Origin of the sequence: Enhygromyxa salina, from assembly GCF_000737335.2 — a bacterium.
In the GTDB taxonomy this organism is placed as follows: domain Bacteria; phylum Myxococcota_A; class Polyangia; order Nannocystales; family Nannocystaceae; genus Plesiocystis; species Plesiocystis salina_C.
The window spans coordinates 1-15550 of the sequence record NZ_JMCC02000096.1 but is presented as its reverse complement, the minus strand read 5'-3'; the positions used below and the strand labels follow the sequence as shown (position 1 = coordinate 15550).

The 15550-nt window shown below is 70.2% G+C and carries 9 protein-coding genes; 4 read left to right on the top strand and 5 right to left on the bottom strand.

Annotated features, from left to right (window positions below; translation table 11 throughout):
* From DB30_RS30695 to DB30_RS30675, 5 genes are all read right to left on the bottom strand, one after another.
* A partial coding sequence (locus DB30_RS30695) for a protein kinase domain-containing protein (protein ID WP_052555707.1) occupies positions 1-2952 on the bottom strand: 2952 nt, incomplete at its 3' end.
* A 56-nt stretch (positions 2953-3008) separates the two neighbouring features.
* Complete coding sequence (locus tag DB30_RS30690) at positions 3009-3797, bottom strand: hypothetical protein (protein ID WP_052555705.1); 789 nt, start codon at positions 3795-3797, stop codon at positions 3009-3011.
* Positions 3794-4798 (bottom strand): HEAT repeat domain-containing protein, encoded by a 1005-nt coding sequence (locus DB30_RS30685; protein ID WP_052555703.1) that lies wholly within the window; start codon positions 4796-4798, stop codon positions 3794-3796. The genes DB30_RS30690 and DB30_RS30685 overlap by 4 nt, the downstream gene beginning before the upstream one ends.
* Before the next feature lie 115 nt (positions 4799-4913).
* Positions 4914-5504: a lipoyl(octanoyl) transferase LipB gene (gene lipB / locus DB30_RS30680; RefSeq protein WP_420870687.1), complete on the bottom strand. Its 591-nt coding sequence runs from the start codon at positions 5502-5504 to the stop codon at positions 4914-4916.
* 82 nt (positions 5505-5586) lie between these two features.
* On the bottom strand, positions 5587-7230 hold the full coding sequence (locus tag DB30_RS30675; protein ID WP_052555699.1) for a winged helix-turn-helix domain-containing protein: 1644 nt from the start codon (positions 7228-7230) through the stop codon (positions 5587-5589).
* Positions 7231-7515: 285 nt separating this feature from the next.
* Between DB30_RS30675 and DB30_RS30670 the strand changes: the two genes are divergently transcribed.
* From DB30_RS30670 to DB30_RS30655, 4 genes are all read left to right on the top strand, one after another.
* A complete protein-coding gene (locus DB30_RS30670; protein ID WP_052555697.1) occupies positions 7516-8568 on the top strand; it encodes an ATP-grasp domain-containing protein in 1053 nt (350 codons plus the stop codon).
* A 6-nt stretch (positions 8569-8574) separates the two neighbouring features.
* A complete protein-coding gene (locus DB30_RS30665) occupies positions 8575-10827 on the top strand; it encodes a biosynthetic peptidoglycan transglycosylase (RefSeq protein ID WP_146661331.1) in 2253 nt (750 codons plus the stop codon).
* Between the two features lie 411 nt (positions 10828-11238).
* Entirely contained in the window at positions 11239-13338 is a 2100-nt protein-coding gene (locus DB30_RS30660; protein ID WP_052555693.1) for a putative bifunctional diguanylate cyclase/phosphodiesterase, read from the top strand.
* Between the two features lie 608 nt (positions 13339-13946).
* Positions 13947-15407, top strand: coding sequence for a WGR domain-containing protein (locus DB30_RS30655; protein ID WP_052555690.1), 1461 nt, complete (start codon positions 13947-13949; stop codon positions 15405-15407).
* Positions 15408-15550: the final 143 nt, after the last annotated feature.

Here is a 15550-nt window from a genome sequence, read left to right as displayed (position 1 = left end):
GCCAAGCTCGAGCTCGAGCTCCGCTCGCCGCAGCCGCGCGCGCGCCAGCGGTGACGCGCCGCCTTGCGAGGCGCTGGCCAACACCACGCGGCGACTGAGATCGTGCAGCCGCCTGCCCTCGTCGAGCGCCCCGACAGCGACCAGCGTCCGCACCAAGTTCAGGCACACGGCTGGCAACGTCTGCACCTGCGCCCGCGCCAAGAACCATCGCAGCGCCCGACGTCCGCGGGTGAGCGACTCGTCGTACTCGCCAGCGTCGAGCGCCAGCGAGGCCAAGCTGCCCTCCGCGAGCACTTGGCCGAGGCCCTCGCCCGCCTGCGAGAACGCGTTGGCGGCGGCTCGGTAGCGCTCGCGGGCCCGCGCCCCTTCCCCGCCGATCTGCGCGAGGTTGGCCTCGAGCTGAAACACCCGCGCGCGCAAGCTGGCCACTGTTCGGGCCGTGCCCGGGGCGTGGTCCCCGGCGCACTCGTCGAGCGCCCGATCGAGCCATGGGCCCGCCTCGCCGCCGCCATAGAGCACCGCCAAACCACCCCACAACCACGCGACGGCGCGGCGCCAGCTCGGGCGGTCACGCGCGGGGTCGAGCTCGCGCTCGCGGGCCCACGCTTCAGCCTCGGCCCGCGCACGGGGGATCTGACCGGCGTCGACCAGCGCGCGCCAGCGCAACCCCAGCGCGCGATCACGATCGGGCCCGACCATGCGTGGCAGCAGCTGCTCGACGGCATCGAGCGCGTCTCGTGAGCGACCGATCTGCTCGAGCGCCCGGACCCCCTCGAGACCCTCGGCGGGACTCGGCGTGCCCGTGGCTGCGATCGCGGTGAGCAGTCCAAGCGCCCGCTCGGCCTGGCCGCGGCGGATCAGCTCGCGCAGCGCCCGGAGCCGGAGCCGCGGGCCCACGCGCAGCGCTCCCCCCCGCTCGAGCCAGTCGACCAAGTCACTCGGCAAGTCGCTGGGCAGCTCACTGGGCAGATCACCCGCAACGGCGCTCGCCGGACCACTCGCAGCAGCGCTCACCGGATCACTCGCAGCAGCGCTCGCCAGCTCGCTCGCAGCAGCGCCCGCCAGCTCGCTCGCAACAGCGCCCGGCAGCTCGCGAGCTGGATCCCCAGACGCACCGCCGGCCCGCTGCTCGAGGGCGAGCACACAACCCTCGATCGCGTCGGCGTCGTCGGCGTCGAGCGCCAGCGCGAGCGGGATGGTTCCACCGGCGCCGCGGACCTGTGCGAGCGTGGCCTCGGCCAGCGCCGCGACGGCGTCGCCAAGTCCGACCCGCGCCGCCGCGACGGCGCTCGCCAGCGGCTCACCTCGCGCGACCAAGCTCGCGGGCAGCTCCGCGGGCAGACCCCAGCGACGATCGAGCACACGTCGCGCGATCTGTGGATCGAGGCGCGGCTCACTGTCCGAGGCGATCAGCGCCTGCTCGATCGCCGCGCGATCTGGAGCCTCACCGCCAGAGCGAGCGACCGCCTCGATCGCGCGCACGACCTTCGCCGGCCATCCGCCGGTCGCGTCGTGCAGCGCCCGCGCCCAGCGATCCAGCTCGTCGTGGCTGGAAAATTGTTGCTCGACGACGCCGTCGAGACAGCGGCGGACCTGCGCGACCGTCCACGGCTCGACGCGGACCAGCGCGATCGCAGGGTCCTCAGCGCTCGCGCCAACGAGCAGCTGCCCAAGCTCGGGCTCGACCGGCAGCAGCACCGCGTCGCGCCCAAGCCCAACGCCAGCACGCAGGACCGCGGCCTGCAGCTCGGTCGACGAAGCGATCGTGGTTGGCCACGTCGGCGCTTGGTTCAACCCCCAGGCCCGCCGCGTCGCCCCAGGGCCACCCGCTCCGACCCAGGCCTCGACCCAGCCCCCCGCTTCATCAGCTTCGCGGCCGCGCTCGAGACCCAGTTCGGGACCCAGTTCGCGGGCGAGCATGTGGGCGTCGGTGAGCTGGGCCGTGATGCCTAGCTCGGGATCGCGAGCGCGCGCCAGCTGCAGCAACCCAATCAGCTCTTCGATCACCCGCGCGCGACCGCTGCCCGGCGGACCCTCGACCGCGACCAGCTTCACGCCGCCTCGCTCGATCGCCTGCGCGGCCGCGACGAGCGGGGCCCGGTCGCCAAGGAAGGACCAACGGTTTGGCAGCCACCACGCGGGCTGGGCCCGCAGCAGCTCGCCCGTCGAGCTGGCCCGATGCAGCTGGCGAAGCCGAGCCACGAGCAGCTCGGGATCCGAGACCCGGGCACCCGGCGAGGGATCCAACAAGCGCTCGAGCAGCGAGGCCAGCGGCCCAGGCAGATCGACCTCGGCCGCGTCGGCGAGCGATCGGATCCGACGCCGAACCCCCTCGACGCCGGCGACCGCGAGCAGCCGCTCGGGGCTGCGCCACGGCACGTGCCCGAACAGGCGCAGGCACAAGAGGCTGCCAACCCCGAAGCGATCCGCGGCCGGGCCCCCGTCGCCCGCGAGCACCTCTGGCGCCAAGAACCCAGGCGTCCCACACCCGTGGCTTCCGAGCTGGCCGAGGTCGGTGAGCACGACCCCACGCGTTGGCGTGACGATCACGTTGTTGGCGCTGACGTCCCCGTGGTGGGTGCCGAGCCCGTGGATCGCCGCGAGCGCCAGCGCGACCCCGAGCGCCTCGACCAGCGCTTGCTCGATCGGCACCGGCCCCGGCGCGAGCACCTCACCGTCTACAAACTGCGTGACAAGCCAGATCCCGCCGGTCTGCGGATCATCGATGAGCTCGAGGGCCGCCGGCAGATGCGGCGAGGACACCGCGCGCAGCACCTCGAAGGCCCGCGCGACGGTGCCACGCCTGTCGGCGCTCACGTGCTTGAGAACGACCGGCCGACCGCCAGCATCATTGGCGATCCATGTGCCCCCCTCTGCTCCCGCGCCGAGCCGGCGGACATTTGCAAACCTGGTCGACAGGCTGCCACTCAGGTTGTCGCTCGCTGGTGACATCCGACGAAAGGTCGGACACCATCGTAGGCGATCAATCCGGACCGGTCACGCGAGACTCACCAATGCAGGCCGAGATTCAGGCCTGCCTGCCAAGCGTGGCCAATCGACTCGTCCATGAAGTTGGCACGGTAGACCCCGAACAGGCCCAAGGTCACGTTGCGGGAGACCCATGCTTCGAACCCCGCGCTCGCGCGGACCGTGGCGCCAACCAAGATCGGGCGATTTCGAGCTGGCTCGAAGAAGCCCAGGCCGCCGCCGAGATCAATGAAGGGGTCGATGCGTCCGCGGACGGGCGCGTAAAGCCGGACGAAGGCCAAGTCCCACGCGCTCATGTAGCCGTTGCGCTTGACCACTTGGGACGGATTGACGAGTTGATCGCGGTAGCTCTCGTGGGGCTGCCGCGAGAACCCCGTACCCACGGCGACCCACTGTCGGATTCGCCAGCCACCTTCGGCCCCACCACCAAGCGCGATCACCGTAGGTCGACCCGGCGTATCTCCCGCGAGCGGACCCATCACGTGCAGGCGCACCGCGAGCCAGCCGACGCCCCGCCAACTGTCGTGACGGATCGTGGATGGCGAAACCGGGGGTGGCGCGGGGGGCAAGGGCGCGACCCCGCTGCTGCCGACGGCGTAGACCCCTTCGCTGGGACGCGCATGTGGGTTGGGCGGCGTGCCGCGGTCCGCGGCCGGAGGCTCGACCCGAACGGGCGCCTGGCCCGGGCCGGGATCGTTGGCAGGAGCCGCGACTGGGATCGGATCGGCTTGTGGCTCGGGCTCGGGCGCGGGCGCGGGCGCGGGCGCGGGCGCAGCCAACAGAACAGCGAGGAGGATGCTGGAGATCATCGGTGGCCCCGGCTTCGCTGCCAGGTGGGAGGACGTTTGGCGCGATCGCCGTCGGGCTGACCCGACTCCGCCGCTGAGTTGAGGCCGCCGTCACCTGCGGTGACCGAGGGCCGACTTGGCGACAACTGCGCTCGACTGCTCGCTTGGACCATATCCGAGTCGGCGACGCGATGCAGGGCCCGCTCCGCCGCCGCGCGCCGGCGCGGCTCATCTTCATTACGGGCGGCGAACTGCAAGAAGCCCTCGGCCTCGGGACCGCCCAGGTTCGCCAGCGCATCATACGCGGAGTTGGCTTGGCGCGTATCGGCGAGCTGGATCCGATCGAGCAACACGCCGACGTGTTCGGGACCGCCGATCTGGCCGAGCGCCTCGATCGCGAGCAGGGCCACCCGCTCATCTGCGTGGTTGATCAGCTCGACCGCGCGATCTGCTGCATCGCGGGCCTGCGCACGGTCCGCGTGATCGCGCACCCACTCGAGGGTCAAGATCAGCGCGTCGGGGTCGCTCGATCCGAGCAGGCGCGCCACCGATCCCTCGGTGTCACGGGCGAGGTCCGTCCGAGCCTGCAGGATGTTCACGAGCCGCTCGGTCGCGAGGCGCAGGTCCCCGGACAGATCGGCCTGGCCGGCCTCGCGCTCGAGCAGCACCGTCACATCGAGACCCGCCGCACCGAGCTCCGCGGCGATCTCCGGGGGCGTCTCGACCGACAGTCGGACCATCAGATCACGACCGTGATCGCTGGCGTCGGGGAGCTCCCGATACTCGAAGGTGGCGACCAGCGTGCCCCGCTTCGAACCGCTGCGCTGGTCGCGCTCGGCGCTTGCGAAGCTCGGCGCCTGGGCCAACGCCCGACGGACGATCGCCTGAACCCGATCCTCGGGGAGCGACGGCCCGCCGTGCGCGTCGATCGAGATCACCTGGACGCGGAAGGTCTCGGGATCGGGATCCGCGCACCCGCCGACACAACCAAGCGTGAGGGCCGCGCCAAACAGGCTCGCCAACAACGAGAGAGTCAGTGGCCGAGGCTGAACCACAATGCAGCGGCAACATAGCAGAACCCGGCGGCCCCAGACACGCGGCAGATCGCGACCCCAGACGCGCGCGCTCGCCACGATCTCAACCGGGACTTGGCGCCGGCAGCGGCGACCAATCGAGGCTGTAGCCAGCGCGGTCGGCGAAGGCCTGGGCCCAGCGTTGCGCGAGCTCCGCGAGGGGCGGCAGCGGCTCGGGTCGCAGGGCCGAGACGCTGGTCATGCGGATCTCGGGGATCCCGCACGAGACCAGCGACCCAAACAGCTTGGGCGCGACATCCAGATTGATCGACATGCCCTGGACGCAGACCCCTCGACTGATGTGCAGGCCGATCGACGCCATCTTGGTGTCGCCTCGCCAGACGCCCGGGTGGTCGGCGCGAAACTCGACCCCGTCGACGCCAAGCTGCTCGAACAGCGCGATCGTGACCTCGGCCATGCGCTCGATGTGCTCGCGGATCGCGCGGCCGATCCGAATCACGGGGTAGGCGACCAGCTGTCCGGGCGCGTGCAGCGTGACCTCGCCGCCGCGCGGCGTCTCACACACGGCGACCTGCTCGGCGGCCAATTGCGCGTCGGTCCACAGCACGTCCTCGCGTTTTCCGCGGCGCCCCAGCGTGAGGGTCGCCGGGTGCTCGACCATGAACAAAGTCTCTGCACCGGTCCCCGCGAGGATCGCCTCGCGGGTCTGCAGCTGTTGCTCGAGACACTCGGCGAAGGGCTGTCGCCCCAGCCAGCGACCGAGCAGTCGCGGTGCCTCAGGTATCGAGGCCCCCGATCGACTCGATCAGATCCGCGTCGAGGACAGGGACTTGGATGTTCAGGCTGCGCACACCGATGCCACTGCGCAGCAGCCAGCGGACGAACTCGTTGGCGAGCACCACCCGGGTGTCTGCGCCAGCGGGCTCGGCCATCGAGTCGCTCATCGCGAACACCAGCGTGCTGGCGCAGGTGTTGCGCTCGGCCTCACCCTCCCAGAGCTTCGGCTCGAGGTTGGTCTTGCGCGGGACGATCAGCACGAGCGTGCGGCCGTCGTCATCCTCGGGATCGGGGTCCTCCGCCACGAGCTTGCTCAGACCCCGCGAGGGTGGAAGCGTGCTGAGGATCCCAAACCCCTCGTGGGCCAACCAAATTCGTACAAACGACTCGAGGGAACGTGCCCCAAGTGATTGTAACCACAAGAGAAGTTGAGCGGACGTCTCTTTCTCGAGTTCACGGACCGCGGTCCGCATCGCGTGCTCGGCCGCGGCCGCCTTTTCGGGCAGCCGGCTGCCGCGAAGCTGGTAGCGAGCGTCGCCCCGAACGGCAAAGCGCGAGGCATCGCCCCGCTTGTGAACATCGAGCAGCATCGCCGCGGTCACGGCCCGCTCGATCTCCGAGATCTCGCCGCCAAGGACGTCCTGGTTGGCCAGGCTCTCTGCGATCTGGCGGACGTGAAGCGAGCGTGGCCCAGCCTCGCTCAGGACCCGGGCGACCTTGTCGAGCAGCTCCTCGCCGCTGCGGGCGCCGTCTTGGCGGGTCGCGTTGGACTCGGACCACTCCACGCGACGGCCACGACGACGGCGACGGCGACGCTTGCGGCCGCCCCGATCATCGTCGCGGTCCCGGCGATCATCCTCGCGCCCGCGTGCCTCGCGGCCATCGTCTTCGCGGTCACGATCTCGATCTCGCCGCGTCTTGCGACCAACCTCGATCACCTCGGGAGCTGGGGACGGACCCTTTTGCATTGCTTCGAGTTCCTCACGCAGATCTGGCCGCTCATCGACCAGACGCGACATGGCGTTGGCCATCACGAGCGTGACGTCGGTGTCAGCTTCGAGCCCGGAGCCCTCTGGCCCGCGAAACCGGACCTTGCTTGGATCGAGCTCGGGCATGGGCACCCCCGCAGCGCTCGCGGCGGGGGCCTGGGCGGGCGTATCCGCCATAGCGTCCTTGTCCCCGAGCTCGAGCTGAGCCTGGGTCTCGCGCGGCTTGGCTTCGCTTGGTGTCGCGCGGTCTCGAGTCGTCTTTTTGCGCCCACGACTGCGACTTGGCGGGTCGGATTTTTTCTGACTCGCAGTCGAGCTATCGCTAGCTTTCGGCCTGGAATTACTCGCCTTTTTGGATTGGGTATCCTTGGACTCCGCGTCCGGGAGCGGCTCCGCGTCGGACGGCGGCGGCGGCGACTTGGGCGGCTCGACGCCGGGCCGCAGGCGGTAGTGGCCGGGCTTGCTCCGCATCACGACGCCGTCGTGGACCTTGCTGCGGACCGCCGAATTGAGGCAGGTCCGCATGGCAGCGTTTGGGTCGCGGCCGACGTGTGAGAGCAGTTTGCGCTCGACGGCCAGCCGAGCGATGTCGTTGAAGTGCAGGGGCTCCTCCGTGCTTCGGAGGATCTCTATCGCGGCTTCGAGGAAGGTCATTGGGTCTCCGCTCGTCGCAAAGGTGAGGTGGGCGCACGCTCGGGAGGTCGGTTGGCGACGGAGCCACAGCAGTCTGAAGGCTCGATCGGACCCGTCCCGGCGCTGACGATCGCCCGTGGATCGTGGTGGAACGTAGATGAAGGTAGAGACAGCGAGTCAGGACGAACTCGGTTCCGGGTGGAACGCGGCCGGCGGGAGCACCCTGGGGGTGCGGCTCACCGGGCGCGCCTGCCGAACTATCCGAAAATTTGTGGATGCTTGGCAAGTCCTGCTAGCCGCCGATCCATGGGCACGCTCACGCTGGGCATCATTGTTCCTGCGGGCTCCTCGATGCGAGGGGCCTCCGGGGCTGACAACCCACGAGCGCGAGCTAGCGCCATTGCCGCGAACGGGACGCCCCCGGGCGCTGGTGGGCTCCTGGACGGCGAAGCACAGACCGCCCGCGATCTGCGCGACGCCGCGCGGGCGCTGGGGATCGCCTGCGAGCTGGCCGTGATCCCGGCCTACTCGGACGACCCGGACTTCGAGCTGCGCCCGGTGACCGACGTGCTGCGTCGGCTCGGTGGCGTCGACAAGGTCATGATCGCGTCCCACGGCGACCTAGGAGGTAGCGGTCGGGTCCACGCGGCCGCCCGCGCATGCGGGCTGGACGTGATCGGCCCCAGCGAGGCGGCGATCAGCCAAGCCTACGACAAGCTGCTGACCCGGCAGGTGCTGAGCCACTGCAACCTTCCTGTCCCGCACACGATCGCGATCGGTCCCAACCTCGCGGCCACGGCGATCGACCTCGACCGGCTCGGTTGGCCTGGGGTGATCAAGCCGCGGCGCGGCGCCGACGGGATCGGCGTGCGCCGGCTCGACAGCGCGTCAGAGGTGGCCGCGGCCGCCGACGAGGCGCGCGTGGGCGACGAGCTGCTGCTCGAGCGCGAGATCGTCGGCCGCGAGCTGTGCGTGGTCGTGCTCGAGGGCAAGGTGCTCGGCGTCGCCGAGCTCGAGCGCGACTTTGTTGGATCGGCCCCGCGCACGCGCGCGATGGTCTGCCCCCCGCAGCTCGACCCACAGCGGCGGGCGGGACTCGAGAACTTGGCGCTGCGCGCCTGCTCGACCCTGAAGCTGAGCAACGGCCCGACCCGCGTGGACATGCTGATCTCGGAGCGGGACAACGAGGTCGTGCTCGAGGTCGAGCCGCTGCCGCCGCTGCATCGCGCGAGCGTGGTCGCCAGGGTCGCGCGCGCGGCCGGCCTCTCGTACCCCCGCCTGTGTGCCCAGCTGATCTTCGGTCGGTCTTCGGCCCGCGTCGCACCTGCGCTGAAGCTGGCCGCACCCCTGCACGCCTGAACGTCGATGTCCGACCCACGCACCCGCCAGCAGCGTCGACGCGCGACCCGACTCGGTCGCGCGGCGCCGTGGTGTCTGGGGCTGGGGCTCGCGATGGCCGCGACCGCTGGGCCGGCGCTGGCAGAGGCACACGTGCAATCGCGGCTGCGCGAGCGGCTTGGCGTTGATCAGGGCTTCGCGGTCGACCTCGATCTGCGCGGGCTCGAGCTGCGCGGACTCTCGCGGGCGCTGCCGGGCCACCGCGGCCACGTCAGCGCCACGCGCGTGCGCGTGCGTCCGGGCTTCGAGGGGCTGACGATCGAGGTGGATGGGCTCGACGGCGTCGTGCTGCGAGACCCCCCCAAGCCCGCGGCACCCGACCCGCAACCCGCGACCACGAGCGCCCCGCCGGCCAAGCGCAAGGTCGAGGTCGAGGTCGAGGTCGAAGACCCGATCGCCAAGCTGCTCCAACGCGTGCGCGGCGTGCCGATCGAGGTCGTCACCCACGGCAGCGTGCGGGTCGACCTTGGCCAAGGATTGTTTGCCACCGCGAGCGATCCACACCTGCGCCTGCCCGGCGACGGACAGATCCGCGGCGACGTCACGCTCGAGCTCGGCCCCGAGCACGCGCAGGCCGGTCTTGCGTCGCCTGCCCGCCCAGAGCCCGCACCCTCCCGCAGGCAACTCGACTCTGCGTGGGCCCGCGCCTCGCTCGAGTTCGCGGCCGTCGACACCGACCCGCGCGCGCTCGAGATCTCTGGCAGCGTGTCGCTCGATCGCGGCACCGCGGATCCCTCCGCGCAAGCTGAACAGCTCGCGGATGGCGGGACGGCGCCGCAGACATCTCTGACGATGCTCGGCCGGATCTCGCCGCGCGGGTTCGAGCTCGAGCTGCGCGAACCAGAAGGTGGCCGCGCGACGATCGATGTGACCCGCGCCAGCGCGAAGACCGACGCTGACCGGTTGAAGCTCGACGCCGAGCAGCTGCCGCTGGCCCTGCTCGAGCCCTTCGTCCAGCTGTTGGGGCGGCGACTCGGCGACGCGCTCGGAGAGCGAGACGGTCGCCTGCTGCTCGACGAGACTCGGCTCAGCGGAACCATCGAGCTTGGCCGCAGCGAAGGACTCACGCGCGCGCGCTTCGATGGCGTCGAGCTCTCGCAGCTGCGCTTCGACAGCGGACTGCTCGCGGCCACGCCGGTCGTGCTCACACAGGTGACGATCGACGGCGAGCTGACGCGCGAGCGAACCGAGGCTGGACCGCGCAGCGGCGGGGCGCTGGTCCTTGGCCACCGCGGCGTCCAGCTCGAGGTCTCCGGTCAGCTCGACCCGGCCGGCCTGAACATTAATCTCGAGCTGCCAAGCACGCCGTGTCAGGCCGTGTTCGACGCGACCCCCGGGATGTCGGCGGTGCTAGCGGGGACCGAGCTGTCGGGCACCCTCGACGCCCACGTCGCCCTGCGCCTGGACTTTGCCGCGCTCGAGCGGGCCCGCGCGCGCTACCTCGGCCCCGACGCCGAGACCCTCGAGCTCGAGGACTTCGAGGCCCCCGGCGAGCTTCGCTTCGACCTACCTTATATCGAGCGCTGCAAGATCGATCGGCTGGGTCCCGGCGCGGACATCGAGGGCTTGCGCGGGCCCTACCACCATCGCTTCGTCAGCGCAGCGGGTCGCGAGCAGCGACGCGTGCTGGCCACCGGCGACGAGAACTACGTGCGCATCGAGCAGGTGCCCGAGCTCGCGCTCGCGTTCGTGATCCTCGAAGACGCTCGATTTTGGCGACACGACGGGTTCGACCGCGAGCAGATCGAGCGCGCGTTTTGGTTCAACCTGCTCGAGGGTCGCGTACGCCGGGGAGCCAGCACGATCACCCAGCAAGCCGCGCGCAGCCTGTGGCTGGGGATCGATCGCTCGGTCGCCCGCAAGCTCGCCGAGGCCATGCTCGCCGCTGAACTCGAGCGGGGGCTCGACAAGAAGCGGATCCTCGAGGTCTACCTGAACGTGATCGAGCTGGGTCCCGAGATCCACGGGGTCGCCGAGGCCTCGCGCTATCACTTTGGCAAAGAAGCGAGTCGCCTCGACCTCATGGAGGCGCTGTATCTGGCGAGCCTGGCCCCTGCCCCCGTCGCCTACTCCCGCCGGTTTTCCGCGGGGTCGATCGACGACGAGTGGCGCGAGCACCTGCGCCGCCAAGTTCGCCGGCTGCGGATCCGCCACCTGATCTCACCCGAGACGGCCGAGGCCGCGGTGGCCAAGAATCTGCAGTTGCGTCCGCACCCGTGAGCTGGCGCCCGCTACGCACTCCCGCTCGGACCCGCGCACCCCGGCCCGCGCTCGGTGCTCGTCCGCGGATCACTGATCCGAGGTTCACCCAAAAGACCGCCTGGCGAGGTCGACCCGGGCCGGGTGCAGATCTCGATCTAGGCGCTGGCGCTGGCTGTGTTCGCAGCTGCCTACAAACCGCGCTGATCCCCGAACCAGCGCGCGCTCGGATGCACGTCGATGGAACTGGGCCGCTCACGCGCGTCTAGGGAGCCCGCGTCGGTCTCGCGATCGCGGGACTTGACGACCCTACCCGCGTGCCAGTGAAATGGGGCAGAGTTTGGCTTCGCGCGCGCAATTCGACGATCGTTCCGCCCCCCGCACCGCTGCTCGCCGTGTGGGGCGAGCCTGCGTCCAGCGAGCGGGGTGCCGATGATCAGGACTGACGACGTGCCGTCGAGCGCCCGGGTGTTGATCGCCGCGGAGCCCGAGCTCGCCACCCAACTGGTCGCGGCCCTCGCCGCCGCGCCGAGCTGGCGGTTCGAGGCCAGCGTCGTCCACCCGACCGAGATCGACTTCGATCGCGACGACGACGACTTCGACGTGTACGTCGTCGACGTCAGCACCCTCGATCCCCACCTGAGCAACGCCGACGCGACTGGCCAGCGCCCGGTGATCGCGGTCAGCCAGGAGCTCGAGACCACGCTCGAGCGCGTGCGCGCCGCCGGAGCCTTCGAGCTGCTCGAGCGCGAAGACATCAGCCCGCGCACGCTCGAGCGAACGATCCGCCACGCGCTCGAACAAGCGCAGCTTGGCGCGTCGCTGCGCGAGACCAAGGCTCGCCACGGGCTGCTGATGCGCGCGGCCAACGACGGCCTGTGGGAGTGGGACCTCAACACCGACACCATCCACTACTCGCCGCGGTGGAAGCAGCTGTTTGGGATGGAGGACGACGACATCGGCGACAGCCGCGACGTCTGGCTGTCGCGGGTCCACCACGACGATCTGCCCGGACTGCGCGCGGATCTCAGCGCCCACATCGATGGCCGCTCTGTCATCCATCAGTTCGAACATCGGATCCGGCAGCGCGACGGTGGGTATCGCTGGGTGCTCAGCCGCGGGCTGGTGCGCCGCGATCGCTGGGGCCGGGCGAGCTCGCTGGCTGGCTCGCTGACTGACATCAACCGCCGCAAGCGGGCCGAGGCGCTCGCGGCCCCGCACGCGCTCCACGACGAGCTGACCGGGCTGCCCAGCCGTCGCGTGCTGGTCGAGCGGCTCGAGCACGCGATCGAGCAGACCCGCCGCGACCCCGATTTTCGGTTCTCGGTCCTGTTCCTCAACCTCGATCGCTTCAAGGTGCTCAACGACAGCATTGGGCTCGACTCGGCCGATCGGATCTTGGCCCAGCTCGCCCAGCGCCTGCGCGACTCCGTTGGCGAGGGCACGCTGGTGTGCCGCTACGGCGGTGACGAGTTTGCGATCCTGATCGAAGGCAACGAAGAATTTGCCGAGGCCGACCGACTCGCGTCGACGATCCACGACAACCTGCGTCAGCCCTTCGATCTCGACGAGCAGACGATCTTCACCACGGCTTCGATCGGCATCACCAACAGCGCCCGCAACTACGAGCGGCCCGCCGAGGTCATCCGCGACGCTGGGGTTGCGACCAGCCGGGCCAAGCGCCGCGGCAAGTCGCGCAGCTCGACCTTCGACACGGCCATGCGCCAAGAGGCGCTCAACACCCTGCGCACGCAGATGCAGCTGCGCGAGGCGATCGTCCGCCAGCAGTTCGAGGTCTACTACCAGCCGATCGTCGCGCTTGGCTCGTGTCGGCTCACCGGGTTTGAAGCGCTGGTCCGCTGGAACCACCCCAAGCGCGGCGTCATCGGCCCGATCGAATTCATCGCGCTCGCCGAAGAGACCGGGCTGATCGTCCCGATCGGGCAGTTCGTGCTGCGCGAAGCCTGCTCACAGATGGCCGCGTGGCACCGCCGGTTCCCCGACGCCAACGACGTCTCGATCAGCATCAACCTCTCGGGCCACCAGCTCGGCTCGCCGACGCTGGTCACCGACATCGAGCAGGTCCTCGACGACGTCGGACTCCCACCCGAGGCCGTCAAGCTCGAGCTGACCGAGTCCACGCTGATCGACGATCCAACCACCGCGACCCGGATCCTCGGCCGCCTGCGCGACCGCGGCATCAAGCTCTACATCGACGACTTTGGCACGGGCTACAGCTCCTTGAGCTACCTGCATCGGTTCGCGATCGACGGCCTCAAGATCGACAAGTCGTTCGTCGACATGGTCGGCCACGACGATCGCAAGGCCGCGATCGTGCCAAGCATCGTCGGCCTCGCGCACAACCTGGGCATGGGCGTGGTCGCCGAGGGCGTCGAGACCCCCCAGCAGGCCCGCGAGCTGACGCTGCTCGACTGCGGCGAGGCCCAGGGCTACTTGTTCTCGCGCCCGGTGCCCCGCGACCAAGCCTCCGAGCTCATCGCGCGCCGCATCCTCTGGGACGGGGAGTTTTAGGACCCCCACATAGACCTTAGACTTCGCAGGCCTTCTGTGACCCCCACAGCCGGTTTCGCACTTCGCAGGTCACTCGCTTCGCTCGCTCCCAACGGGCCGTTTGTTCGCAGGGGTATGTGTGGCCCCCTAGAAGGGGGCTCTCGTCTGAACACCTCGAGCTCGGTGGATGCCTCTCCATTTACGTGTCCGGCTATGACCTAGAAGGGGGCTCCGGGTGCTTGAGCCAGCGTTGGGCGACTGATGTGGGCCCGGCTCGAGCACCCCAAGCCGGGCCCACACGAGTCCACGCCCAGCCCTGGCTCGAGCACCCCAACGCCGGGCCCGCATCAGTCCACGCCAGCGCCGGCTCAAACCACCCCAAAGCCGGGCCCTCATCAGTCCACGCCCGTCCACGTCAGCGCCGGCTCAAAGCACCCCGAGCCCCCTTCTAGGGGGCCACACGTACCCTAGCGAACAAGCGGCCCCGAGGAGCGAAGCGACCAGACGCGCCAGCGGCTGCAGTCGGCGCGGTCTAAAGTGCATGTGGGGGTCAAAACGAGCCCACCAGCCGCGAAGCGGCTGCAGTCGGCGAAGTGCGAAGGCCTATGTGGGGGTCTAAGATACCCCCGTTGCCTCGGTTTGAGCGCGATGATCGGTTCTGGGAGATCGAACGAGACGGTCGGCGTCTCCGTGTTCGCAGCGGCAGGATCGGCGAGCCCGGCGAGCAGCTGGTTCACAGCGCTCACTTCGAGGCCGAGGCGATGCGTGAGTTCGACGATCGCATCGAGGCCAAGCTCGCGGAGGGCTATCGCCCGGTCGAGCAGCCGCGCGAACAGATCGGCGCGCTCGATCCGGCGATGGCGGCGGCCGTGCTCGCGGCGCTCGATCCAGAGCAGCTCGCCACGCCCGACGGGCCCGAGCTGCTTCGCGCCGCGTGGTCGGTGCTGGGTGACTGGTTGTCGGCCCAAGGCGACGTCCGTGGCGAGCTCATAGCGATCGACGAGACCCTGGCCTACGTCGACGGGCCTGGGCGCGCGCGCTTGTTGGGTCGTCGCGACAAGCTCTTGACCCAGTGGATCCCGCGTTGGCTCGGCGACTACGGCAAGCTCGATGGCCCGGATCGACCGATCAGCCTCGCGTGGGATCACGGCTTCATCGCCGCCGCCCGGATCGGCACCGAGCCCGGTGGGCTCGATCTATCGCGCTGGCGCCTGGGCCTGCGCGACCTGGTCCCCGTGCTCGACACGATGCTCTCGCATCCGCTCGCGCTGCCGATCCAGCAGCTGCGCATTGGTGAGCTCGATCCTCGCTCGCGTCGCGACCTCGCCCGCGCGCTGCCGATCTTGCAGCTGGACCGGCGGCCCGCGTTGATCCGGCTCGAGCTCGGCGGGGTCTCGCGGGGCCGCTGGGCTCGCGACGAGACCGGCAACCTGCGCCAGCGAGTCGCGCTAGCCCGGATCGGATCACTCGCGCCGCTGGCCCTCGCAAGTGACTGGGCGCCGCGCTTGGCTGCGCTGCGGATCGTCGGGACCGAGCTGCGCGTGTTCCCGCCGCTGTCGCAGCTGCGCGTGCTCGAGCTGCAGGTGCCAACGCTGGACGAAGAGCTGCGCCGCTGGCTCGTCGACGGCCCGTGGCCCGTGCTCGAGCGCCTCTGGCTTCGCTGCACCCACATCAACGATCCGTGGTCGAACGCCGGCGGCCCGGGGCTCGACAACGAAGGACCCAACCTCGACGAGCTGCTCGTCGCCCTGACCCAGACCCGCCTGCGCGAGCTCGGCCTGCAGGGACCCAGCGCCCTCGATCGCGTGCTCGAGTTTGCGATCAACCGCCCCCTGAAGCTCACCGAGCTGCGCCTGTTCGGTCTCACCGACAACGCCGTCGACGCCCTGCTCGAGGCCCACGAATTCTTCGGCGACATCGATCGAATCGTGCTCGAACAGTGCGAGAGCGTCCGCCGCTGGCCCGAGCTCCAGCGCCGCTACGGCGCCCAACTCCACACCTGCGATCAGACCTTCGGGGTCGTCGGCGAGCGCGAAGGCGACGACCTACGCGAGTCCCTGTTCGACGCCCCAGGCTGGGCCGCCCCATAGGTCCTCCCCCTTCGAGGGTAGCGAGCGAAGCGAAGCGCGAAGGCGGCTGGGGTGACCTGCGAAGTCCCAAGCCGTCCGTGAGGGGTAAGAAACGAATGGAGCGCCCCCCGGTGGCCGTGGGTGCCCAGACGAGAGCCCCCTTC

Excerpts from the sequence above, each read along its gene's own strand:
- DB30_RS30690 (WP_052555705.1), bottom strand. The coding sequence starts at position 3,797 with ATGATCTCCAGCATCCTCCTCGCTGTTCTGTTGGCTGCGCCCGCGCCC.
- DB30_RS30675 (WP_052555699.1), bottom strand. The coding sequence starts at position 7,230 with ATGACCTTCCTCGAAGCCGCGATAGAGATCCTCCGAAGCACGGAGGAG.
- DB30_RS30670 (WP_052555697.1), top strand. The coding sequence starts at position 7,516 with ATGGGCACGCTCACGCTGGGCATCATTGTTCCTGCGGGCTCCTCGATG.
- DB30_RS30665 (WP_146661331.1), top strand. The coding sequence starts at position 8,575 with ATGTCCGACCCACGCACCCGCCAGCAGCGTCGACGCGCGACCCGACTC.
- DB30_RS30660 (WP_052555693.1), top strand. The coding sequence starts at position 11,239 with ATGATCAGGACTGACGACGTGCCGTCGAGCGCCCGGGTGTTGATCGCC.